The 22,947-nt window shown below is 66.2% G+C and carries 17 protein-coding genes; 6 read left to right on the forward strand and 11 right to left on the reverse strand.

The window, feature by feature from the left end:
• Positions 1 to 27: 27 nt before the first annotated feature.
• Both AC1D1S_RS02480 and AC1D1S_RS02485 read right to left on the reverse strand, forming a co-directional pair.
• Positions 28 to 1,776, reverse strand: a complete 1,749-nt coding sequence (locus AC1D1S_RS02480) for a pyruvate dehydrogenase (RefSeq protein WP_476993644.1) — start codon at positions 1,774 to 1,776, stop codon at positions 28 to 30.
• Positions 1,777 to 2,013: 237 nt separating this feature from the next.
• Positions 2,014 to 3,525, reverse strand: a complete 1,512-nt coding sequence (locus tag AC1D1S_RS02485) for a helix-turn-helix transcriptional regulator (protein WP_028278044.1) — start codon at positions 3,523 to 3,525, stop codon at positions 2,014 to 2,016.
• Between the two features lie 142 nt (positions 3,526 to 3,667).
• Here AC1D1S_RS02485 and aceA point away from each other — a divergent pair, with 142 nt between their 5' ends.
• A complete protein-coding gene (gene aceA, locus AC1D1S_RS02490; RefSeq protein ID WP_476993645.1) occupies positions 3,668 to 4,999 on the forward strand; it encodes an isocitrate lyase in 1,332 nt (443 codons plus the stop codon).
• 199 nt (positions 5,000 to 5,198) lie between these two features.
• Positions 5,199 to 6,863 (forward strand): malate synthase A, encoded by a 1,665-nt coding sequence (gene aceB / locus AC1D1S_RS02495; RefSeq protein ID WP_476993646.1) that lies wholly within the window; start codon positions 5,199 to 5,201, stop codon positions 6,861 to 6,863.
• A 219-nt stretch (positions 6,864 to 7,082) separates the two neighbouring features.
• Here aceB and AC1D1S_RS02500 read toward each other — a convergent pair whose 3' ends face one another.
• The 8 genes from AC1D1S_RS02500 to AC1D1S_RS02535 form a co-directional block, all read right to left on the reverse strand.
• A complete protein-coding gene (locus AC1D1S_RS02500; protein ID WP_243181487.1) occupies positions 7,083 to 8,267 on the reverse strand; it encodes an MFS transporter in 1,185 nt (394 codons plus the stop codon).
• 106 nt (positions 8,268 to 8,373) lie between these two features.
• Positions 8,374 to 8,721, reverse strand: coding sequence for a cupin domain-containing protein (locus tag AC1D1S_RS02505; RefSeq protein ID WP_476943172.1), 348 nt, complete (start codon positions 8,719 to 8,721; stop codon positions 8,374 to 8,376).
• 35 nt (positions 8,722 to 8,756) lie between these two features.
• Positions 8,757 to 10,172: an NAD(P)/FAD-dependent oxidoreductase gene (locus tag AC1D1S_RS02510; protein WP_476993647.1), complete on the reverse strand. Its 1,416-nt coding sequence runs from the start codon at positions 10,170 to 10,172 to the stop codon at positions 8,757 to 8,759.
• A 107-nt stretch (positions 10,173 to 10,279) separates the two neighbouring features.
• Positions 10,280 to 11,884 (reverse strand): dipeptide ABC transporter ATP-binding protein, encoded by a 1,605-nt coding sequence (locus AC1D1S_RS02515; RefSeq protein WP_476946039.1) that lies wholly within the window; start codon positions 11,882 to 11,884, stop codon positions 10,280 to 10,282.
• A complete protein-coding gene (locus AC1D1S_RS02520; RefSeq protein WP_476993648.1) occupies positions 11,881 to 12,738 on the reverse strand; it encodes an ABC transporter permease in 858 nt (285 codons plus the stop codon). The genes AC1D1S_RS02515 and AC1D1S_RS02520 overlap by 4 nt, the downstream gene beginning before the upstream one ends.
• On the reverse strand, positions 12,735 to 13,670 hold the full coding sequence (locus AC1D1S_RS02525) for an ABC transporter permease (protein WP_476993649.1): 936 nt from the start codon (positions 13,668 to 13,670) through the stop codon (positions 12,735 to 12,737). Before AC1D1S_RS02525 ends, AC1D1S_RS02520 begins: the two co-directional genes overlap by 4 nt.
• Positions 13,671 to 13,756: 86 nt before the next feature.
• Positions 13,757 to 15,400 (reverse strand): ABC transporter substrate-binding protein, encoded by a 1,644-nt coding sequence (locus tag AC1D1S_RS02530; protein WP_476993650.1) that lies wholly within the window; start codon positions 15,398 to 15,400, stop codon positions 13,757 to 13,759.
• Positions 15,401 to 15,437: 37 nt separating this feature from the next.
• Positions 15,438 to 17,105 carry an amidohydrolase gene (locus AC1D1S_RS02535; RefSeq protein ID WP_476993651.1) on the reverse strand — a complete coding sequence of 556 codons (1,668 nt, stop codon included), beginning with the start codon at positions 17,103 to 17,105 and terminating at the stop codon, positions 15,438 to 15,440.
• A 171-nt stretch (positions 17,106 to 17,276) separates the two neighbouring features.
• Here AC1D1S_RS02535 and AC1D1S_RS02540 point away from each other — a divergent pair, with 171 nt between their 5' ends.
• On the forward strand, positions 17,277 to 17,969 hold the full coding sequence (locus tag AC1D1S_RS02540; protein WP_243181480.1) for a TetR/AcrR family transcriptional regulator: 693 nt from the start codon (positions 17,277 to 17,279) through the stop codon (positions 17,967 to 17,969).
• A 94-nt stretch (positions 17,970 to 18,063) separates the two neighbouring features.
• Entirely contained in the window at positions 18,064 to 19,542 is a 1,479-nt protein-coding gene (locus tag AC1D1S_RS02545; RefSeq protein ID WP_476993652.1) for a gamma-aminobutyraldehyde dehydrogenase, read from the forward strand.
• A 26-nt stretch (positions 19,543 to 19,568) separates the two neighbouring features.
• Here AC1D1S_RS02545 and AC1D1S_RS02550 read toward each other — a convergent pair whose 3' ends face one another.
• Positions 19,569 to 20,780: an ROK family transcriptional regulator gene (locus AC1D1S_RS02550; protein ID WP_476943180.1), complete on the reverse strand. Its 1,212-nt coding sequence runs from the start codon at positions 20,778 to 20,780 to the stop codon at positions 19,569 to 19,571.
• 256 nt (positions 20,781 to 21,036) lie between these two features.
• On the opposite strand from AC1D1S_RS02550, the gene AC1D1S_RS02555 reads away from it, so the two are divergent.
• Both AC1D1S_RS02555 and AC1D1S_RS02560 read left to right on the forward strand, forming a co-directional pair.
• Positions 21,037 to 21,792 (forward strand): sugar phosphate isomerase/epimerase family protein, encoded by a 756-nt coding sequence (locus tag AC1D1S_RS02555; protein ID WP_243181477.1) that lies wholly within the window; start codon positions 21,037 to 21,039, stop codon positions 21,790 to 21,792.
• Entirely contained in the window at positions 21,789 to 22,946 is a 1,158-nt protein-coding gene (locus AC1D1S_RS02560; protein WP_476993653.1) for a Gfo/Idh/MocA family protein, read from the forward strand. The genes AC1D1S_RS02555 and AC1D1S_RS02560 overlap by 4 nt, the downstream gene beginning before the upstream one ends.
• Position 22,947: the final 1 nt, after the last annotated feature.

The raw sequence follows: 22,947 nt of genomic DNA on the forward strand, positions 1-22,947 counted from the left end.
GCAGCTTCCGGCGAACTCGCCGGGCCCCTAGCGCCGCGGGACGTTCCGCAGGTTGCTCCGTGCCATACTGACGGCCTCGCCGGCACCCCGGTTCAGGACCACTTTGGACATGGCCGTGGCGAAGCCCAGGACCTGCGCGCCCTTGATCTTCGGCGGGAGGGACAGCGCCTTGGGGTCCGTGATGAGCTCCACCAGCGACGGGCCGGGGTGGGCGAAGGCTTCCCGGTACGCAGCCTCGATGCGGGACGGATCCGTGACGCGCTCGGCGTGGAAGCCCAGGGCCCGGGCAACGTCCGCGTAGTTGGCGTCCGGGACGTCGACGCCGAAGTCCGGGAGCCCGTCCACCAGCATCTCGAGTTTCACCATGCCCAGGGTGGAGTTGTTGAAGACCACCACGTTCACGGGCAGCCGGTGCGCGGCGACCGTGATGAGCTCGCCCAGCAGCATCGACAGGCCGCCGTCGCCGGAGACCGAAACCACCTGCCGGCCGGGGTAGGCCAGCTGGGCGCCGATCGCGTGCGGCAGCGCGTTGGCCATGGACCCGTGCAGGTACGAGCCGACCAGCCGGCGGGTGCCCAGCGGGTTGATGTACCGGGCGGTCCAGACATTGCACATGCCGGTGTCCGCCGTGAAAATCGCGTCCCTCGCCGCCACCTGGTCCAGCAGGGAGGCAGCATATTCCGGGTGGATCGGCTGTTTCGTCCCGACGTTGCGGGTGTACGCCCCCACGGCCTTGTTCATGAGCCGGTCGTGCTTCTTCAGCATCGCATCCAGGAAACGGCGACTCTTCTTGGCCGTGACCAACGGCATGAGGGCGGCAAGGGTGGGGAGGACGTCGCCGTGCACTGCGACGTCGACGTCRGTCCGCCGCCCCAGTTTGTGCGCGGCCCGGTCCACCTGCGCCGTCCGGGTTCCGGGGAGGAACTGGTCGTACGGGAAGTCCGTTCCCAGCAGGATCAGCAGGTCCGCGTCCTCGATGCCCTCGGCCGCGGCGCCGTAACCCAGCAGCCCGGTCATGCCGATGTCATAGGCGTTGTCGTACTGCATGAAGTCTTTGCCGCGGAGGCTGTGGCCGATCGGCGCCGCGATCATCCCGGCGAGCGCAATCACCTCGTCGTGCGCGCCCTCGACGCCGGCACCGGCAAAGATGGCCACCTTGCCGGCGGCGTTGATGGCGTCGGCCAGTTCCTGCACACTCGCGGGGTCCGGCATCAGCGCCGCCGGCCGGAAGGTCGCCGGGGCCGGCGTTTCGGCCGTCGCCTCCAGGCCGGCGATGTCACCGGGAAGGGTCACGACGGCGACGCCCCTTAGGCCGACGGCGTGCTGGATGGCGCTGTGCATGACGCGGGGCGCCTGCTCCGCGGTGCTGATCAGCTCGGAGTAGACCGAGCACTCGTTGAAGAGCCGGTCGGGGTGGGTTTCCTGGAAGAAACTGCTGCCGATCTGCTTGCTGGGGATGTGCGAGGCGATCGCCAGCACCGGCGCCCCGGAACGGTTGGCGTCATACAGGCCGTTGATCAGGTGCAGGTTGCCGGGCCCGCAGGAGCCGGCGCACACCGCGAGCCGGCCGGTCAGTTGGGCTTCCGCCGCCGCGGCGAATGCGGCCGCCTCCTCATGCCGGACATGGATCCAATCGATACCGCCCTGTTGCGAGCCGCCGGTCTTGCGGACGGCGTCGACAATCGGGTTGAGGCTGTCCCCCACAATCCCGTAGATCCGCTGCACGCCGGCAGCCTGGAGTTGTTCGATGAGCTGGGTGGCAAGTTCCTTGGCCATGGGCGCACGCTCCCGCGAGATAGATCGATGAGCTGACACAGGCCAATATAGTCTGCCCTGCGGTCAGCCACGCCCAAGGGGTCGCTCCCTCACCTTCTGCAGCAAACTCCCGGACGCTCCCTCACCTGATGTGCGGGAGCGACGCACCGAAAGCCGCAGGAAATGAGGGAGCGACGAGCAGTAACGGGCAGGATCTGAGGGAGGGTCCAGGAGGAACCCGCAGGAACTGAGGGAGGGTCAGCTCCCCGAGTGCGCCTGCAGGAAGGAGTAGACCTCGGTCTCGTCCACGCCTGGGAAGGCGCCCGGCGGCATGGCCGCCAGCAGGTGGGAGTGGGCCCGGGCCGAGGGCCAGGCGTTCCCGGCCCATTCGGCGGTCAGCGACGCCGGCGGGCGGCGGCAGCAGCTTTCGTCCGGGCAGGTGGACTTGGACCGCTCGGTGGTGTCGCGGCCGCGGAACCACTTCACGTGCGCATACGGGACACCCACGGACAGGGAGAACTCCCCGTTCGCGGAGCGTTCCGTCCGGGCCGTGCACCAGTACGTCCCGGCCGGGGTGTCAGTGTACTGGTTGTAGGCGCTGAACTTGTCCGGGACGTCGAACACCACCCGGGACGTCCAGTTCCGGCACGAGAACTGACCCTCGATGGCGCCGGTGTGGTCCTGCGGGAACGTCACGCCGTCGTTCTCGTAGGCCTTGTAGATGATGCCGCTCTTGTGCGTCTTCTGGAAGTGCGTGCGGATGCCCAGGTGCTGGGTGGCCAGGTTTGTGAAGCGGTGCGCGGCGGTCTCGTAGGACACCGCGAAGGCATCCCGGATGTCCTCGACCGCGATTTCCTTGGCCTGCTTGGCCTCCTGCAGGAATGCCACGGTAGCCTGCTCGGGCAGCAGCAGCGCGGCGGCGAAGTAGTTCGTGGCCACGCGCTGCATCAGGAAATCGCCGTAGTTGTTCGGCGTCTGGTGGCCCAGGACGTARTGGCCCAGSGCCTGCAGCAGCACCGAACGGGGGTCGTGATCGCTGCGGGCGTTCTGCGTGAGATAAATTCGGCGGTTCTTAAGATCAGTCACCGAACGCGTGGAATGAGGGAGATCACCCACATGGTGGAGGCTGAATCCGAGATGCCCGGCGATGTCCGAAATGACGTGGTGGGACAGCGGACCGCTGGTGTGGCCCACCGAGGCCAGGACCTTCTGCGCCTCGGCCTCATACTCGGGGAAATAGTTGTTCCTCTCGCGCATCATCGCGCGCAGTTCACCGTTCGCGCGGCGGGCCTCCTCCGGCGTCGCGACCTGCTCATTGAGCCGGCGTTCAAGCTCATGCTGCAGGCCCACCATGGACTCCAGCACATCCATCGGAAGCCGCGAACTGATGCGGATCTTGGGCAGATTCAGGGACTCATAGATGGGGCTGCGCTGGTACCGTTCCAGCTCGATCTCCAGCGCCGCACGCCGGTTGGGCGGCTCCGCGCCGAGCAGTTCGTCGATGCTCACCCCGAGTGCCGCAGCAAGCTGCTGGAGCAGACCCAGCTTGGGCTCGCGTTTGCCGTTTTCCATCAGACTCAGCTGGCTGGGGGCCGTCCCGACGGCGGCACTCAGGTCGTCGAGCGTGAGCCCTGCCGCCTTGCGCAGATGCCGGACGCGCCGGCCCAAGCTGATGACATCCACCTCCGGCGCTGCGGGCGCGGACGACGCAAGGGCTTGGCGGTTCCAGCTGGTTGAGTGCATTTCTTGAGAATACGCGAAGAAGTGCATTTCTTTCCATAGCTTTGGTCTAGAAACCCCTTGGAAAGTGCAGAAAAGTAGAACTCACGGAAAGATTCACTATCCGGGAACAACCAACCAGGCTCTGCAGAGACGCAGACTGACCGGCCCCGGACCCACCAAGGAGACAAAGATGACTGCAGCATTTGAGCCCACCCAGCAGACGCCCGAACAGCAGGCCGCCGCRCTGGAGCTCGAGTGGGCCGCCAACCCGCGCTGGGAAGGTGTGACCCGGGACTACAAGGCCTCCGACGTCATCCGCCTCCGCGGCCGCGTCTCCGAAGAACACACCCTCGCCCGGCGCGGCTCCGAAAAGCTGTGGAAGCAGCTCACCGAAGAGCACAAGACCGGCGGCTACACCAACGCCCTCGGCGCCCTGACCGGCAACCAGGCCGTGCAGCAGGTCAAGGCCGGCCTCCGCGCCATCTACCTCTCCGGCTGGCAGGTCGCCGCGGACGCCAACAACTCCGGCCACACCTACCCGGACCAGTCGCTCTACCCCGCCAATTCCGTTCCCACGGTGGTCCGGCGCATCAACAACGCCCTGCTCCGCGCGKACCAGATCGAGTTCTCCGAGGGCATCCAGACCGTCGAGGACTGGATGGTCCCGATCGTGGCCGACGCCGAGGCAGGCTTCGGCGGCCCGCTGAACGCCTACGAGCTCATGAAGTCCATGATCCAGGCCGGCGCCGCGGGCGTGCACTGGGAAGACCAGCTCGCCTCGGAAAAGAAGTGCGGCCACCTCGGCGGCAAGGTCCTGATCCCCACCCAGCAGCACGTCCGGACGCTGAACGCGGCCCGGCTCGCCGCCGACGTCGCCGGTACCCCGTCGGTCATCATCGCCCGCACCGACGCCGAGGCGGCCACCCTGATCACCTCCGACGTCGACGAGCGTGACCAGGAATTCATCCTCCGCGAAGGCGGCCAGCCGGTCCGCACCCCGGAGGGCTTCTACAAGGTCCGCAACGGGATCGAACCCTGCATCGCCCGCGCCAAGGCCTACGCCCCGTACTCCGACCTCATCTGGATGGAGACGGGTACCCCGGACCTGGAACTGGCCCGCAAGTTCGCCGAATCCGTCAAGGCCGAGTTCCCGGACCAGATGCTCTCCTACAACTGCTCGCCGTCGTTCAACTGGCGCAAGCACCTCGACGACGCCACGATCGCGAAGTTCCAGCGCGAACTCGGCGCCATGGGCTTCACCTTCCAGTTCATCACCCTGGCCGGCTTCCACGCCCTGAACTACTCGATGTTCGACCTCGCCCACGGCTACGCCCGGGAAGGCATGAGCGCGTACGTCGAGCTGCAGGAGAAGGAATTCGCCTCCGAGTCCCGCGGCTACACCGCCACCAAGCACCAGCGCGAAGTCGGCACCGGCTACTTCGACGACATCGCCACCGCGCTCAACCCGAACGCATCCACCCTGGCCCTGGTGGGATCCACCGAAGAAGGCCAGTTCCACTAGACACCCGACGGCGGCGCTTCCGCCATCGGACCGAATACTCCTCCGCGTGCTATTCCCCATTGCCGCCTTCGACACTACACACGTCGACTGGGCGGCAATGGGGCCCCTTTTACGCACGCTTCCGGAGCATCCGGCCCGCCGCCTCGTGCGCACGTCGCCAACCGCCGTCGAACTTGCTTCTTCTCTAAGGAGATTTGAAATGAACAGCTTCACTGACAACTTCACTATCAACGGGATCACGTTGACCGCGCAGCCGATTTGCCGGCAGGGCGAGGTCCTCACGCCGGACGCGCTGGCGTTTGTTGCCAAGCTGCACAAGGCCACGGCAGGGCGCCGTCGGGAGCTGCTGCAGGCACGGCAGGAACGCCGCCAGCAGATCTCCAATGGCCAGGACCCGCGGTTCCTGCGCGAGACCGAGTCCGTCCGCAACGACCCGAACTGGCGCGTCGCTCCCCCGGCCCCGGGCTTGGAGGACCGCCGCGTGGAAATCACCGGGCCGGTCGACAAGAAGATGACCATCAACGCGCTGAACTCCGGCGCCAAGGTGTGGCTCGCGGACATGGAGGACTCCTCCACGCCGTCCTGGCGCAACGTGATCCAGGGCCAGCTGAACCTCACGGACGCGCTGGAACGCCGGATCGACTTCACCTCGCCGGAGGGGAAAGAGTACAAGCTGCGCCCGGCCGGGGAACTGCCCACAGTCGTGGTCCGCCCCCGCGGCTGGCACCTGCCGGAAAAGCACATGCTCATCGATGGCACGCCCATTGCCGGCGGGATCGTGGACTTTGGCCTGTACTTCTTCCACAACGCCCGCCGCCTGATCGCCCAGGGCAAAGGCCCGTACTTCTACCTGCCGAAGATCGAGAACCACCTCGAGGCCCGGCTGTGGAACGACATCTTCATCATGGCGCAGGACCTGCTGGGCATCCCGCAGGGCACCATCCGCGCGACCGTGCTGATCGAGACGATCACCGCGGCGTTCGAAATGGAGGAGATCCTCTACGAACTCCGGGACCACGCCGCGGGCCTGAACGCCGGCCGCTGGGACTACATCTTCTCCCTGATCAAGAACTTCCGCACCCGCGGCCCGCGCTTCGTGCTCCCGGACCGCGGCCAGGTCACCATGACCCAGCCGTTCATGCGCGCCTACACAGAACAGCTCGTCCGGGCCTGCCACAAGCGCGGCGCCATGGCGATCGGCGGCATGGCCGCGGCTGTCCCCAACCGCAAGGACCAGGATGCCAACGCGATCGCCTTCGAGAAGGTCCGCGCGGACAAGACCCGCGAGGCCGGCGACGGCTTCGACGGCTCCTGGGTGGCGCACCCGGACCTGGTGCCGGTCTGCCGCGAGGTGTTCGACGCCGTCCTCGGCGAGCGTCCGAACCAGCTCGAGCGCCTCCGTGAGGACGTCACCCCGGACGACCGCGCGCTCCTGGACATCTCCACGACCACCGGAACCATCACCGAACAGGGCATCCGGAACAACATCGAAGTCGGCATCCGCTACATCGAGTCGTGGCTGCGCGGCAACGGCGCCGTGGCCATCCACAACCTGATGGAGGACGCCGCCACCGCGGAAATCTCCCGCTCGCAGCTGTGGCAGTGGATCTTCGCCCGCGCCATCACCGACCACGGCGACGTGATCACCCGGGAGTGGGTGGAGGACATGCTGGACGAGGAATTCGCCAAGCTGGAGCGCTTCGAAGGAGACCGTTTCGCCGACGCGCGGGACATCTTCGAGGAAGTCACCCTCAGCACCGAGTTCCCGGCCTTCCTGACACTGCCGGCCTACGACCGCTTCCTGCACGAAGCGCGCGACGGCGCCGGCGTCGCCAGCGGGGACCCCGCACTGCTTCCGGCGTAGGACTCCGCGTCCCGGGCAACCGGGTCCGCACAGATTTCCGTTGGCTGGGCTGCCAGGCCCTTCGCAACAGGCACCCCGAAATCCGGGTGGCAGTCCAGCAACGGAAAATCCCCCCGTACTCGACAACGGCGTCGAGACGACAGGTAAGGCCCATGTTCCCCGCGAACATGGGCCTTACCTGTCGTCTCGACTGAAATCACCCCGGCGCGCGACAGCGAATCAGTGGGGCTTCGGCACCCGCCGCAGTGACAGCGAGGTGCCCAGGATGAATGCGGCCACCGAGCACAGGATCATCAGCAGCGGGCCGGTCCAGGCGCCGGTGGTCCCGTGGACGTAGCCCAGCAGGGTCGGCGCCACTGCCCCGAAGGAGTATCCCGTCCCCTGGACGACGGCGGACATCCGGGCCGCCGAGGCCTGGTCCCGCGCCAGCCGGATAATGGCCAGGAAGATTAGCGTGATGCCGCCGCCCTGGGCCACACCGCCGAAGGAACACCACAGCCACCACAGCTCCGGTGCGAGCAGCAGGCCCACGGGTACGGTGAGCCACAGCAGCCCAAGGGCGAGGCCCACCGCCGTCGTACTGGCGAACCGGGCCGCCAGCGGCACGCCTAGTCCGCCCACAATGGCCAGGATCTGGAAGAGCGAGGACCCCGCCCCGGCGGCTGCCGGCGACATGCCGAGTTCGTCAGAGAGCAGGCTTGGCAGCCAGGCGGTCACTCCGTAGTACGAGAACGCCTGCCCGGCGAACCCGAAGGTCAGCGCTGCCGTGATCCACCGCGAGGTGAGCTTGCCGGGCCGCCGCGGGTCCGCCGCGGGGATGGCAGCAGGTATGAATGCCCGCCGGCCAACCGCAATCACCCACACGGCGGCAGCCGCCACCGCGAACAGGCCACTGGCGGCAATCGCGGGCCGCCAGCCCAGCAGGTCAGCCAGCGGCGCCGACACCATGGAGGTCAGGAACGAGCCGATGTTCAGTGCCGCGGTGTAGGTGCCCATTGCCGCGCCTTGCCGGGCGGGGGTGAAGTCACGGCGGATGATCAGCGGGACCACGATGTTGCCGATCGTGATGGCGACGCCGAGGATCACCGTTCCCAGCATGACCAGGGCACCACCGCCGGCCGAGCGGACCACGACGCCGAAGAGCACGCCGAGCAGGGTCAGGGTGATGGCGAACTCGGGCCCCAGCTTGCGTCCGGCCAGCGAGGCCAGGGGCGCGGCGAGGGCAAAGCACAGCACCGGAATGCCGGTCAGGAATCCCAATTCCACCGGGGTAAACCCGAGATCGTCCTCCAGTTGGGCGATCACCGGGGCAACCGCCACCAACGGGCCGCGCATGTTCAGCGCGATCAGCCCGATCGCGAGCATGAGGAGCCAGCCGCGCGGCGCCCGGGCCACGCCGCTCATGGGGTGGGCCGTTGCCCGGCGGCCGGGCAGAAATATGCTTTCATCAGTCCCATTGCTATCACGGGCCCCTGCCGCACCCGCGGAATGTGACGTTTCCGGGGCGGGGCTATTGGCCCGCGAAATAGATCTTGCGAAGCGTCTCGGTGACGGTCCACGACGTCCGTTGACCTTGGCGCAGCCGTACGACGTCGCCAGTTGCGACGTCCAAGGTGCTTCCGTCGTCGAGGAACACGAGGCGGGCCTTCCCGCTCAGGACGACAAAGACCTCCTCGGCCTCGGTATCAGTGGCAGTGCCCGGGGTCATTTCCCATATGCCGACGCCGCATCCCGCCAGGTCCTCAAGCTCGCGAACCGCTGTGCTGGGATTGCCCAGAACAACCTTGTCGGCGGAAAGCGGCTCGTGTTTCAGGTCAAGACCGAGTGCCGCTGTGTGCTCGGCCGCTGAGTCCGTCATTGCTGGGTCTCCTCTGGTGGGGTCAATGGGGGTGTCTAGGAGTCGAAACCCAGCCCCACGGCGTCGAGCGTCTTGAGGATAAGGTTCCGCTTGCCCGCATTGTGATCGGCCCGGTCCATCGACCAGCGGGTCAGGTTGATCCCAATCGAAGCGAAGGGCTCGGGCGGGAACGGGAGCGGGCGTTTGCGCACCATCTCAAGGCGCGTCCGCTCGGTTTCCTGCCCGCCCAGCAGGTCCAGCATGACATCGGCGGCAAAGCGGGTGGATGCGACACCCAGGCCCGTGAAGCCTGCGGCATAGGCCACCCGTCCCTTTCGGGCCGTACCGAAAAAGGTGCAGAACTGGGTGCTGGAGTCAATGGCGCCTCCCCACTTGTGGCTGAACCTCAATCCCTCAAGCTGCGGAAACGTCGTGAAGAAGTGGCTGGCCAGCTTCCTGAACGTCTCCTCCCGGTCCTCGTACGCCTCCTTCACCTGGCGCCCCGCGTAATAGATGGCGTCGTAGCCGCCGAAAAGAATGCGGTTGTCCTTGCTCAAGCGGTAGTAGTGGAATTGATTGGCCATGTCGCCGATGCCTTGGCGTTCCTTCCAGCCAATGGCGGCGAGCTGTTCGTCCGTGAGCGGCTCGGTCATGAGCGCGTAGTCGTAGACCGGCACGGTCATGAAGCTGTTCCGTTTCAGGAGGGAGGGGAAGACATTGGTGGCCAGGGCTACCTGCTTGGCCCGAACGCCGCCGGATCCCGTGTGCACGCGGACGCCGTCAGGCAACTCTTCCAGCCCGCTGACGCGGGACTCTTCGAAGATTTGCACGCCGAGCTCCGTCGCCGCCCGCGCCAGTCCCGCGGCAAGTTTGGCGGGATGGATCATGGCGGCCCCGTCCTTGTGCCAACGGCCGGCGAGATAGGTTGGCGAATTCACCGACGCGCGCATCGCATCCGTGTCAAGGAAAACCCCACCCCCGCCGTCGCTCTTAAGCCATTCAACATGGTGCGGTTCCACGGCCACGTTGAACTCGCCCGTGCGCTCGAAGTCGCAATCGATCTGATAACGCTCAACGGTCTCCTGGATCCCGTCCAGGTTTTCCATGCCCAGGCGCTCCAGCTGGTCCAGTTCCTTGGGCCAGCGGTTCTTGCCGTTCTCATAGCCATGCGTCAGGCTCGCAACGCAGAACCCGCCATTGCGGCCGGACGCGGCCCAGCCGACGCGTTGCGCCTCGACGACGATTACGTCAAGTTCCGGATTGCGTTCTTTGGCCCGCAGGGCCGTCCACAGGCCTGTGTAGCCCGCGCCCACTAGAACGAGATCGGCTTGAAGCTCACTCTCAAGCTGGGGGTACCGGACTACGGCATCGCCCAGATCGTCGATCCAGAATGGTCGGTGCACGGTGTCCGCCAAAGCCTGCTCAACAATTGCCGAGCCCGGGAAGCTCCGCTCAAAAACGGTCGTATGCACTGGAATCTCTCCTATTTGTGAGTGCTTTGTGAGCACTTTGCGAGTGCCCGAGGCACCTGGGTTGGTGGCACAGGTTGGTTGTACAGGCGCCGGGCATAGAGGTCGAACTAAGCGGGCTGCTCCTCCCAGAGGGCCCTCGGCCGTGAGTCGAGGAGCGTGCGGGTGTAGTCGCTGGTGGGAGCCGACAAGATCTTCGCCGTGGGCCCTTGCTCCACGATCTGGCCTTGCTGCAGCACAAGAAGCTCCGCGCACAGCCTGGAAACCACCGCGAGATCGTGGGTCACGAAGAGAATGGTCAGGCCCAGCTGCTCCCGCACTTCCTCCACGAGCTCCAGCACTTGCGCCTGGACCGAGACGTCCAGGGCACTGGTGGCCTCGTCCAGGACCAGCAGCTTGGGCCGCGCGGCGAGAGCCTTGGCAATCGCCACCCGCTGCCGCTGTCCGCCCGAAAGCGCCCGCGGTTTGGAGTCGAACCGCTCCGGGCCGATGCCCACGCGTTCGAGAAGCTCCCGGGCACTCTGCACGGCGTCCGCCCGCCCCTGTCCCTGGTGGAGCCGGAAAACATCTGCCACAGCCTTACCCACAGCGATCCTCGGATCCAGGGAAAGATAGGGATCCTGGAAGACAATCTGCACGTCTTTGGCCAGGAGCTTGCGTTCACCCGCCCGGAGCGGACGTGGCGCCCGGACCCGGCCGTTGATCGCGAGTTCGCCCTCATCGGCCGTCTCGAGCGCGACAATCATTCGCGCCAACGTGGACTTGCCCGAACCTGACTCGCCCACCACGCCCAGGGAGCCGCCAGGGGCAAGGGTGAACGTGGCGTCGTTCAGGGCGGTCAGCATTTCCCCGCCCGGCAACTCATAGCGCCTGCCAAGGCCCTTGACCGAGAGCAGCGGCATGGTGCCGTCGACGGCGGGGGATGCCGGGATCTTGTCTATCTCGATGCGGGGCGTGGCGCCGACCAGCTGGCGGGTGTAGTCCGCCTGCGGGCTCATGAACACTTCGCGAGCCGCGCCATGCTCCACAACTTCGCCCTTGCGCAACACGTAGACGCGGTCGCACAGGGAGGCGGCGAGGTTCAGGTCGTGCGTGATGAACAGCATGCCCATGCCCCGTGCCTGTTGCTGCTCGCGCAGCAATTCGAGAATCCCGGCCTGAGTGGTGACATCAAGGGCCGTGGTCGGCTCGTCGCACAACAGTAATTCGGGCGAATCGAGCAGCGCGGCCGCAATCATGACACGCTGCAGCATGCCGCCGGACAGCTGGTGCGGGTACTGCCGCATCATTTCTTTGGTCCGCCTCAGACCCACCTGTTCCAGCTGCGTGAGGGCCCGCGCGACGGATTCCTTCCGGCTCAGCCCGCGCCATCTCACCAGCGTCTCGGTGAGGAAATCCCCCACCGTGCGTACCGGGTTGATGCCTGCGCGCGGGTCCTGGAAGATCATGGACGCATGGTTGCGGCGCAGTTGCAGCAACTTGGCCGCGGGTGCACTCGTCGTGTCCAGACCCTGTACCTTCACGGAACCGGAGAGCCGGGAGGTGTCCGGGAAAAGGCCTAGCGCGGCCCTCGTGGTGAGCGACTTCCCGGAACCGGACTCGCCCACCAGGGCGACGGCCTCGCCGTCGTCCACGTGCAGCGTAACCTCGTTCAGGAGCGGGCCGCGGCCCGGGAAGTGCAGCGAGAACTGTTCAATTTCAAGGAGCTTGCTCATGAAAGCTTGCCTCCAATCCGGTCGGAGAGTTCCTCACCGATGACGTTGATCGACACGACAATAAGTACGACGACGAGCGCAGGCAGGAGGGCCGGCAGCACATGGCCGCCGAGCAGCGCGCCCCGGGCCTCCTCGATCATGGCGCCCCAGTCGGAGGTTGGCGGCTGGATGCCGAGGCCAATAAACGACAGTGCCGCGAGATCGGCGAGCACATAACCGAAATTGAGCGTGGACTGGGCGCCAACGGTGGGGACCAGGTTTGGCATGACCCGTCCCAGCACCACCCAGGGAGTCCGGAATCCCAGTACCCGGTAGGCCTGGACATACGGTCGGCCCCGTTCGGCGACCACCAACTGCTGCGTCAAACGCGCCAAGTACGGGATGTAGCTGATGGTCATTGCCAGTATCGGCGCCATGAGGCCCTTGCCGAAGATGGCAATGGCCAGCATGGCGAGCAGCAGTGCGGGGAAGGCGAAGAGCAGGTCGAAGACGCGGGTCAGGATCCTGCTGATCCAGCCGTCCGTCCATCCGGCTGCCAGGCCCAAGAGCAGGCCCAGGACCGTGGACGCTGCCACCACAATCAACGGGCCGACGAGCGAGGTACGCCCCCCGAACATGAGGCGGCTGAGCATGTCGCGGCCCAGGGCATCGGTGCCGAGCAAGTGGGCGCTGCTTGGCCCACCCAGCACGCTGGAAAGATCGACGAAGTCCGGATCGTACGGGGCCAGGACCGGGGCGAGCAGGGAGAGAAGCACAACGACGAGCGTTACCGTCACTGCCACCCAACCCGTGACCGACAGGAGGCTTCCGTAGCGGCGGGTCCTCAGGAGGGGAAGCGTTCCTGTGAGAGTCATCGGGACTCCGTTCCTGCGGCGATCCGCGGGTCAATGAGGGGTTGGATGAGATCGACTACCGTGTTGGCCAGGACGAATGCCGTGACAATGATCATGACGATCGCCTGAACCACCGCGAAGTCGAGCCGGTCGATCGACTGGACCAGAAGCTGGCCGATCCCGGTCAGGCCGAATGTCTGTTCCACGATGGCACTGGAGACCAGAAGGCCGGCGATCAGTACACCGCTCACTGTCAGGATGGGGCCCAGGGCGTTGCGGAGCACGTGCCGGAACACCACGGAACTGCGTGTGAGGCCGCGGCTGGTGGCCACCTCCACGTGTTCGCGGGTGAGTTGTTCGTTCATTGAGGAACGCGTCACCCGGGCCATGAAGGCAATGAAGGTCACGCCCAGCGCCAGGGCAGGGAGTGTCAGTTGCCAAAGCCGGCTCGGCCCTTCATCACCGCTGCCGAAGGAAGGAAACCACCCCAACTGGACCGCGAAGAGGGCGGTCAGGGCAATCGCCGCAACGAACGGGGGTATGGCACCGGCTGCCGTGACCGTGATGAGGATGAAGCGGTCCCAGCCGCCCTTGTTCAAGCTTGCGAGCATGCCGGCAATGAGGCCCAGGCCTGTGATGAAGACGGCGGCCAGGGCCACGAGTTCCAGCGTCACGGGCAGGCGGTTGAGCAGCACATCGCTCACGCTCTGGCGGTAGGTCAGCGAGCGGCCCCAGTCAYCGTGGAGGATGCCTCCGATCCACGTGAAATACTGCTCGATCGGAGGCTTGTCCAGGCCGAACTGCTTGGTGATCTCCGCGAGGGCCTCCGGTTTGGGGCTCCGGCCGCGCAGGAGGAAGCGCGCCGGGTCGCCCGGCAGGACAAAGCGTGAGAAGAACACGATCAGTGAGGCGAAGAACAGGGTGATCAGCAGCGTTCCTACCTTGCGGAGCACCAGGGCTAATGGTGCCGCCGTCGGGCTTTTCTTCGTTGCGGGGGTCGGTGGGGCGGGTGGTGCTGCCAGTTGGGTCACAGCCACGGCTACCGGCCTCCAATCGTTGCTGCCCAGGGGTAGTACATGTAGTTGATCGACGGCGTCACGCCTGTGATGCGCTTGCCGAGCCACAGTGCGGTGACGGTCTCATAGAGCGGGGACCAGACCACGTCCTGGCTGGCGATTTTCGCCGCCTGGGCCGTGAGCCGGTTTCGCTCGGCGTCGTCTTCGGTGCCGACCGCGCTGTTGATGAGTTGGTCGTACTCGGCGTTGGACCAGCCACCGTAATTGCTGAAATCGCCGGTACGGAGCACGGAGTACATTTCAAGGGGTTCGGCGCTGGAGAGGTACCAGGACGTCTCGAAGAGATCGACACCCTTGCGGGCCTCGGGGTCGGAGAACAGCGTCGTGTACTTGTCATTGGACATGGTCTGAATCTCCGGTGCCAGGCCGATTTCCCGGGCAGCGGAAGCAACGGCACGCGAGGTGATGTCGAAGGCCGCGGTGAGGGACGCCGTCGCGTAGACGAATTTCTTGCCTGTAGCGCCGGCTTCCTTGATGAGGCGCCTGGCCTCGTCAAGGTTGTAGTCCTGTTTGTCGGGCGATTCGAAGGCCGAATTGACCGTGGAAGGCTGGGCACCCACCCACACGTTCCTGGTGGTCAGCGCATCGGTCGTCTTGCCGTAGCCCTGCTCTGCCGCCTGAAGGAGCGACTCACGGTTGATGGACATCATGAGGGCCTTGCGGACCCGGACATCGCCGAAGACGCCGTTGAGATTTGATGTGACCAGGCTTTGCACCGAGGTGTCGTTGCCGAAGTAGACGTTTCCGGCGTCGGTGTTGGCCTTGAGGATGTCCAGTGCGTTGGAGGGAACCTGCCAGCTGCCATCGATCTCGCCGGTCTGCAAAGCGTTAACCCGGGCATTGGCGTCGGGGAGGATCTTAAAGGTCATCTGCTTCGCCTTGGCCCTGAGGCTTGGATCCCAGTAGTCGTCGAAGCGCTTGAGCGTGATGCCCTCCCCGGCCTCCCAGTGGTCAAATTCAAAGGGGCCCGTGCAGTTCACGCCTGTGGTGGCGTTGCCGTAGTCCGCGCCGTCCTTGGCGAGGGTCTTGGCGGATTCCACGACGCCGGGCGCCCCGACCAGCGCGGAGTTCAAGGCGTAATCCGGGACACTGGTGGTGATGGTGACCTCGTAGTCGCCGGTCTTCCGGATGTCGGCCACTCGTTCAAAGGAGGAAGCCCAGAAGGAACCGACCTTCTCATCGACATGCCGCTTGAGCGAGGCCACCACGTCCGCGGCCGTCAGGAGGCTGCCGTCGTGGAAGTGGACTCCCTGCCGGATGGTGTATACCCAGGTCAGGTCGTCAGGGTGCTCAAATTTGGTTGCCAGCCCCGGCGCAGAGGTCAGGTCGGGGTTCCAACGGAAGAGCGATTCGCACATGTTTGCCAAGACCTGGTTGTCCGGGTAGTCGAACGCGTAGGCGTAGTCGAGCGAAAACGGCTCGGCGTAGAGCGCCCAGCTGAACTGGTCAATTTCCTTGTTGGGTTTGGGCGTCGAATTGCTCAGGGTGAATTTGGCGGCGACGGTGCCGCCCGCAGTTGTGCCGCACCCGCTGAGCATGAGACCAATGGCCGAGCAACCGGCGACGACGGCGCCCAGCCGTCGACGCGATGTGCGTGTGGGAGCCATGCGCATCCTTCCTCTAATCATGAAAGGCGTCCCGGTTCTATGACGGATCCAGCCGGGCAAAGACGCGCTCGCCGGCAATCCAGGTTTCGTCAACTTGGGCGGTATGCAGTTCCTCCGCGGGAATGTCGAAGAGGTTCCGGTCAAGGATCGCCAGGTCGGCGAGGGCCCCGGGGCGGATGATGCCGGTGTCCGAGTCCATGTGGTTGATCCATGCGGTGCCCTGGGTGTAAGCATCAAGGATCTGCTTGAGGGAGAGTTTGTGGTGTTCCGGGCCGAGCGGTTGCTGCGAGCCACCTGGCTCCACTCTGTTCACGGCAACGTGGATGGCCAGGACGGGGTTGGGCGACGAGACTGCCCAATCACTTCCCGCGGCAAGATGTGCCCCTGCCGCCGCGAGTTCGCCGAAGGGGTAGTGCCTTTCCTCAGCATCGGCCTCCAGGAAAGGTAGCGTCAGTACGTCCAATTGTTCTTCGTGGCAGGCCCAGAGTGCTTGGAGGTTGGCTGCTGCCCCGAGGGCCGCGAAACGCGGCACGTCCGCCGTGCGGACCACCTGAAGGTGGGCGAGATGGTGGCGGTTAGTGCCGGGGCCATTGACAGTGCGTGCCTGCTCGACGGCGTCGAGCGCATTGGTGACGGCGCGGTCGCCCAGTGCGTGGAAGTGGACCTGGAACCCGTTGGCGTCGAGGTCTGTGACGAACTCCCGCAGCTGCGCAGGGTCAAAGAACTCGATGCCGTGGTTGTCCGTGTGGTGTCCGTGGCGATCGCGGTACGGCGTGTGCATGGCGGCTGTGAAGTTCTCCGCCACCCCATCCACCATGACCTTCACCGTTGCCGCGGACAACCGCAGCGGATCGCAGGCGTCGGCGACACGATCGCGGCGCGCCAGGATTTCGGCGAGCTGTCCCCGGCCGGCTGAGCGGTCCCACCACTGCGCTGCCCGGACGCGGACCCGGAGTTCATCGGCGTCGAGCGCCTTGAGGTAAGTCTCCAGGGTGTCCCCGAATGGGCTCTGGGAGGTACCCACCCAGGCATCCTGCCACGCCGTGATGCCATAGGAGAGCATGAGCTCCTGCGCCCAGAGCAACCCTTCGTAGGCCTGTTCCGGTGAGATGCCCGGGTGCACGTGGTCAAAGAGTCCCATCGCACCCTCATGGATGGTGCCTGCGGGGTAGCCGTCGGCCTCACGTTCGAGACGGCCGCCGTCGGGGTCCGGCGTCCCGGCGTCGATCCCCGCCAGTTCAAGGGCCTTTGTATTGGCCCAGGCCCCGTGGTGGTCCCGGTTCTGGACCAGCACCGGGCGGTCAGATACCACCGCGTCCAGCATCTGCCGGGTGGGCGTTCCACCAGCAAAGCAGTCCATCGACCAGCCCGCGCCGAGGATCCACGGCTCGTCGGGATGTGACTCGGCGTAGCCGCGCACCGCGGCCACTGCCTCCTCGGCACTGGTGGTCTGGGTGAGGTCGCACTGCAGGTGTTCGACGCCGGCCATGATCGGGTGGACGTGGGCATCTTGAAACCCGGGGATGAGGAGGCGTCCGCGCAGATCCACGCGGATTGTGGCGCTGGTGGCCAGCGAGGCTAATTCCGCGCCGTCCCCTACTGCCAGTACACGCCCGCCGGCAACAGCCAGGGCGGCGCGGACAGGGCGCTCGTCCTCGCCCGTGTATATCCAACCGTTCTCAAAAATCGTCTCAGCGCAGGCCATGGGTTCCCTTCCTCGCAAACTTCTGGTGTCCTGCGTCACACTATGTGGCCATCAACAGAATGTCAACGGCATTGACAACGGCAATGACAATACCTTTGACTAGGAGTGCCGGGACTCGTGTACCGTGGGGATCGCACGCAGGGAAAAGAACTTCAGGAGAGGCGGTGATACGTGGCCCAGCCCAGGCCCGGTCGAGTCGAGGAACAGCCCACGGACCGGCGAGTACGTCTCGATGCAGACATGATCGTCGACGCCGTGCTGGAACTTGCACGGGACGAACCCCAGTCCCGCTTCACGTTCAAAAGCCTCGGCGAGGCACTCGATGTGAACCCCACCGCCATGTACCGCCACTTCCGCAACCGGGACGCGATCCTGCGCGCGGCGCTGGACAGGCTCTTCTCCATGGCGCTTGAAGAAGCAAACGCTTCAGACGCGCCCCTGGACTGGCGGCCCCGCCTGGAGCGCTACCTCCACACCCTGATCGAAGTCTTCATCAAGTACCCGTCGATTGGCTGCGACGCCTTTGCCACCGACACCTTCGGCCAGGGCGAACTGCACTGCATCGAATTCGTCCTCGGTTGCCTGCGGGACGCCGGTCTATCCGGGGACCGGCTCGTGCACTACTACGGCGCGCTGGAGAGCTACACTCTGGGGCACGGATCCGGCATCGCCCAGGAAGTGCTGGCCAAACCGAGCTCTGACGGCCACGAGCCCTGGCTCCAGGCGGTTGCAGTCGCTTCGGTCAGCGGCTTCCCGCTGATCGAGGAACACCGCGATCGGCTCCTGGGGCTTGACAGCCTGAACGTCTTCGCCGCGGGCCTCAGCGCCATTCTCGATTCCGCCGAGCGCGAGGGCACCCGCTAGCCGGGAACCCTCCAACAGGGGGTCCGGTAGTAGGGAGCCGCGTCACGGGCGTCGCCCCGGCATCAACTACCCATCCATCCCCCGAGGGAGCATCATGTACCAATTCATCAACGGCCGCACCGAGCAGGGCACTTCCACCCACACGCACGACGTCGTGAACCCCGCCACCGGCGGGGTGGTGGCCACCGTGGACCTTGCCAGTGCGGCCGACGTTGACCGCGCTGTCGCGGCAGCCCGCGCGGCCTTCGCCACGTGGGCCCGCACGGCACCGGGCGAACGGTCCGCGATACTGCACCGTTTCGCGTCGATCCTGACGGAGCGAGCCGAGGAATTCGCCCGTGTGGAGAGCAGCCAGACCGGCAAACCCCTCCGGTTGACCAGGGGTTTTGACGTCCCGGGCACCATCGACAACATTGAGTTCTTCGCAGGCGCCGCGCGCCACCTAGAAGGCAAGGCAACGGCCGAGTATTCGCCAGATCACACCTCCAGCATTCGTCGCGAACCCATCGGCGTGGTGGGCTCAATTGCACCCTGGAACTATCCCCTCCAGATGGCGGCATGGAAAATTCTTCCCGCCATCGCCGCCGGCAACACCATCGTCCTCAAGCCGGCCGAGATCACACCCCTGACGTCAGTAATGTTCGCCCAAGTGCTCAGCGACGCCGGGCTGCCGCCAGGCGTCGTCAACGTCCTGGTGGGCACCGGCCCCGAAGTGGGCGCGGCACTGATGCGCCACGAAGGCGTAGACATGGTTTCCTTCACCGGCTCCACCGCGATCGGCCGCACCGTGCTGGAAGCCGCGGCCGTCAACACCAAGCGGGTTCATCTCGAGCTGGGCGGCAAGGCGCCGTTCGTGGTCTTCGAGGACGCCGACGTGGACGCCGCAGTGCACGGCGCGGTCGCCGGGAGCCTGATCAACTCGGGCCAGGACTGCACGGCGGCCACACGGGCCATTGTGCACCGTTCCATCTATCAGGAATTCGTGGACAAGCTCGCGACGCGTTTCCGGGACATCCGCCTGGGCTTGCAGGACGACGAGGGCGCGGACCTCGGTTCCTTGGTCTCAGTCAAGCACCGCGAGCACGTCGCGGGAATGGTTGAGCGTGCCCGCGGCTATGCGAAGGTGCTCACCGGCGGCGAAATCCCCAGCGAAGGCGTCCTGGCCCGTGGTGCCTTCTACCCGCCAACGCTCATCATTGACGCCGCCCTGGACAGCGAGATCGTCAAGGATGAAGTGTTCGGCCCGGTGCTGGTGGTATTGCCTTTCGACGACGATGACGAGGCCATCCGCCTGGCCAACGACACTGTCTACGGGCTGGCGGCCTCCGCTTGGACCAGCAATGTGCACCGGGCCATGCGCGCGACCCGGGAGATAAACGCGGGCTGCGTGTGGGTCAATGACCACATCCCGATCATCTCCGAGATGCCGCACGGCGGCTTCAAGCAGTCCGGCTTCGGCAAGGACATGTCCGCCTACTCCTTCGAGGAATACACCCAGGTCAAGCACGTGATGTTCGAGCTGAGCGGCAGCGCGGAAAAGGACTGGCACCGCACCATTTTCCAGCTGCGCTGAAAATTCCGGGCCGGGGCCGGCGGGCCCTAGCCCGTGGCCTGCAGGGTCGCCTCAATGACGGCGGGCGAGAGTACGTGCTGGGTGACCATCTGGCTGGCACCGAGGATCGCGGCCTGGTCCCCGGCCCGGGACACGCCGATCCGCAGGTGGGTCGTGGCCAGGGGCAGCGAGCGCCGGTAGACCACCTCGCGGACTCCGGCCATGAGGTGCTCCCCGGCCTGGCCGAGGCTTCCGCCGATGACAATCATTGAGGGATTCAGCAGGTTCACGACCGTGGAGAGGACGTCGCCGAGGTCCCTGCCGGCCTGCCGCAGCGCCTGGATGGCCCGCAGGTTGCCCTCGGCGACCAGGCGCAGCACATCACCGCCGTCGTGCGCCGGCAGGCCCTGCTGCGTCAGCGCCTTGGCGACGGCAGGCCCGGACGCCAGGGCTTCCAGGCAGCCGTAGTTCCCGCAGCGGCACAGCACGTCATCGCCGCGCGGAACCCGGACGTGACCAAGGTCGCCGGCCGTCCCGTTGGCCCCGCGCTGGAGCTGGCCGCTGCTGATGATGCCCGCCCCGATGCCGGTGGCCACCTTGATGAACAGGAAGTTTTCGTCGTCGGGCCAGTGCGCCGTGCGCTCCCCCAGCGCCATGATGTTCACGTCGTTGTCCACCAGGACCGGCACCGGGAGGGACCGCTGGACATGGCGGACGACGTCGAACCCGTCCCAGCCGGGCATGATCGGCGGCTTCACCGGCATGCCGGTGGCGTGCTCCACCGGCCCCGGGAGCCCGATCCCGGCGCCAGCCAGATCCGCGGCGCCCCGGCCGGCCCCGGCGAGCAGCCGCAGCCCTTCATCGACCACGCGGTCCAGGACAACCACCGGGCCGTCGGCGACATCCTGCGCCAGCCGGTGCTCGGCGAGTACCTTCCCGCTGAGATCCGTAACGGCGATGATCACGTGGGTGGCCCCGACATCCACGGCCAGGACGACGCGGGCGGCCGGGTTGAAGGCAAAGCGCGACGGCGGCCTGCCGCCGCTGGAGCTCGCCTCCCCCGCCGGGCCAACAAGGCCAGAGACCATCAGCGCGTCGACGCGGGAAGCGACAGTGGACCGGGCGAGCCCGGTGGTCAGGGCCAGCTCCGCGCGGGTCCGGGCCTTGCCGTCGCGCAGGAGCTGGAAGAGGTCTCCGGCGCGGGACAGGCTGCCGCCGGCCCCGGGGGCTGCGGGCTCGGTGCCGGTGGGCGTACTCATGAGTAAGTGATAGCACGGAGATCTTCTGCATGTCACGCTTCACAAAGATTGACACGTGGTTTCCACCTTTTGCTTGACGCCCGGCAAAAGCTTCCCTAGCTTAGAGCCATCGTGTTCCTCCGCTCCAGACAAATCATCTCGCTGCCCATGGGCGTGCAGTCCTTCCTCGCGCAGAATCAAACGGAGTGGACGCCCCCTTCCCGCTGTCAGGGCTGTCCCTCTCACCTTCGAAGCCGAACTCGTGCAAAGGAATCCCGTGTCTTACTCAATCCAGCTGTACACCCTCCGCAACGCCCTCCAGGAAGACCTGCCCGGCACCATCAAAAAGGTCGCCCAGCTCGGCTTCACCCAGGTTGAGCCCTACAACTTCGTGGCGACGGCCGCCGAGCTCGGCGCCGCCCTGAAGGAAAACGGCCTGACCGCCCCGTCCGGCCACGCCCCGCTGCTGAGCCAGGACCAGGACGAAATCTTCGCCGCGGCCAAGGAGTTGGGCATCAGCACGGTGATCGATCCCTACCTGCCAGCCGAGCACTGGCAGTCGGCCGAGGACATCCAGGCCACCGCAGCGAAGCTCAACGCCGCGGCCAAGAAGGGCGCCGGGTACGGCATCCGCGTCGGCTACCACAACCACGCCTGGGAGCTGGAGTCCAGCATCGAGGGCCAGACCGCGCTGGAGTACTTCGAGGGACTCCTCGACCCGGAACTCGTCCTGGAAGTGGACACCTATTGGGCGGCCGTCGGCGGCCAGGACCCGGTGCAGCTGCTGCAGCGCCTCGGCGACAGGGTCAGGTTCATCCACATCAAGGACGGCCCCGTCTCCACGGACACCAAGGCGCAGCAGCCGGCCGGGCAGGGCAAGATCGCCGTGCGGGACGTCATCGCCGCGGCGCAGTCCCTGGAAGTCGGCGTCGTGGAATTCGACGACTACTCCGGCGACATCTTCGACGGCATCGCCCAGAGCCTGGGCTACCTGCAAAGCGGTTCCGCCAACGCGCAGGGCGTGAATGCATGAGCGCCGCAGCGAACCGGGTAACGGTGAACCAGGTATCACCGAACCGTGCCACCGGCCGCGGCCCGGTGGGCGTCGCCGTCATCGGCGCCGGCAACATCAGCAAGCAGTACCTGGACAACCTGACCGTCTTCCCCGACCTTAAGGTCCACGTGATCGCCGATCTCTTCGAAGAGGCGGCCGAGGCGCGGGCCAAGGAATACGGCATCCCGGAGTGGGGCGGGGTGGACGCCGCCCTGAACCACCCCGACGTCGAAATCATCGTCAACCTGACCATCCCGGCCGCGCACGTGGAAGTGGCCACGGCCGCCGTCAATGCCGGCAAACACGTCTGGACGGAAAAGCCGTTCTCGCTCGACCGCGATTCCGGCCTGGGCCTGCTGAAATTGGCCGACGCCGCGGGGCTGCGGCTGGGCTGCGCCCCGGACACGTTCCTGGGCGCCGGGCTGCAGACTGCGCGGCGGCTGATCGAACGCGGCGACATCGGCACCCCGCTGACGGCCATGACCACGTTCCAGACGCCCGGGCCGGAATCGTGGCACCCCAACCCCGCATTCCTCTTCCAGCACGGCGCCGGTCCCCTGTTCGATATGGGCCCGTATTACCTCACGGCCCTGGTGCAGACGTTCGGCTCCGTGCGCCGCGTGGCCGCGACCGGTTCCAAGGCCAAGGAGGTCCGGGTCATCGGTTCCGGGCCCCAGGCCGGCGAGGAATTCACGGTCGAGGTCCCCACCCACGTCTCCGCCATGGCCCAGTTCGAGTCCGGCGCGTCCTCCCACAGCGTGTTCAGCTTCGAGTCCCCGCGGCTGCGGATGGGCTTCGTGGAGATCACCGGGACGGAGGCCACCATCTCGCTGCCGGATCCGAACTACTTCGACGGCGACATCAGGCTTTGGCGCGCCGGCGACGAGGAATGGACCGTTATTCCGGCCACCGGCCCCAGCCAGGGCCGCGGCATGGGCGTGCTGGACATGGCCCGCTCCATCCGCGCCGGCGTCCCGCACCGCGCCACCGGCAACCTCGCCTACCACGTCCTGGACACCATGGTCTCGATCTCCGAGTCGGTCGGTTCCGGCACGTTCATCGATGTGGAAAGCTCGGCCCCCACCTCCGCAGCCCTCCCCGAGGACTGGGACCCCGCCGCTTCCACACTCTAGG

This window comes from Arthrobacter sp. P1_A5, from assembly GCF_056406825.1.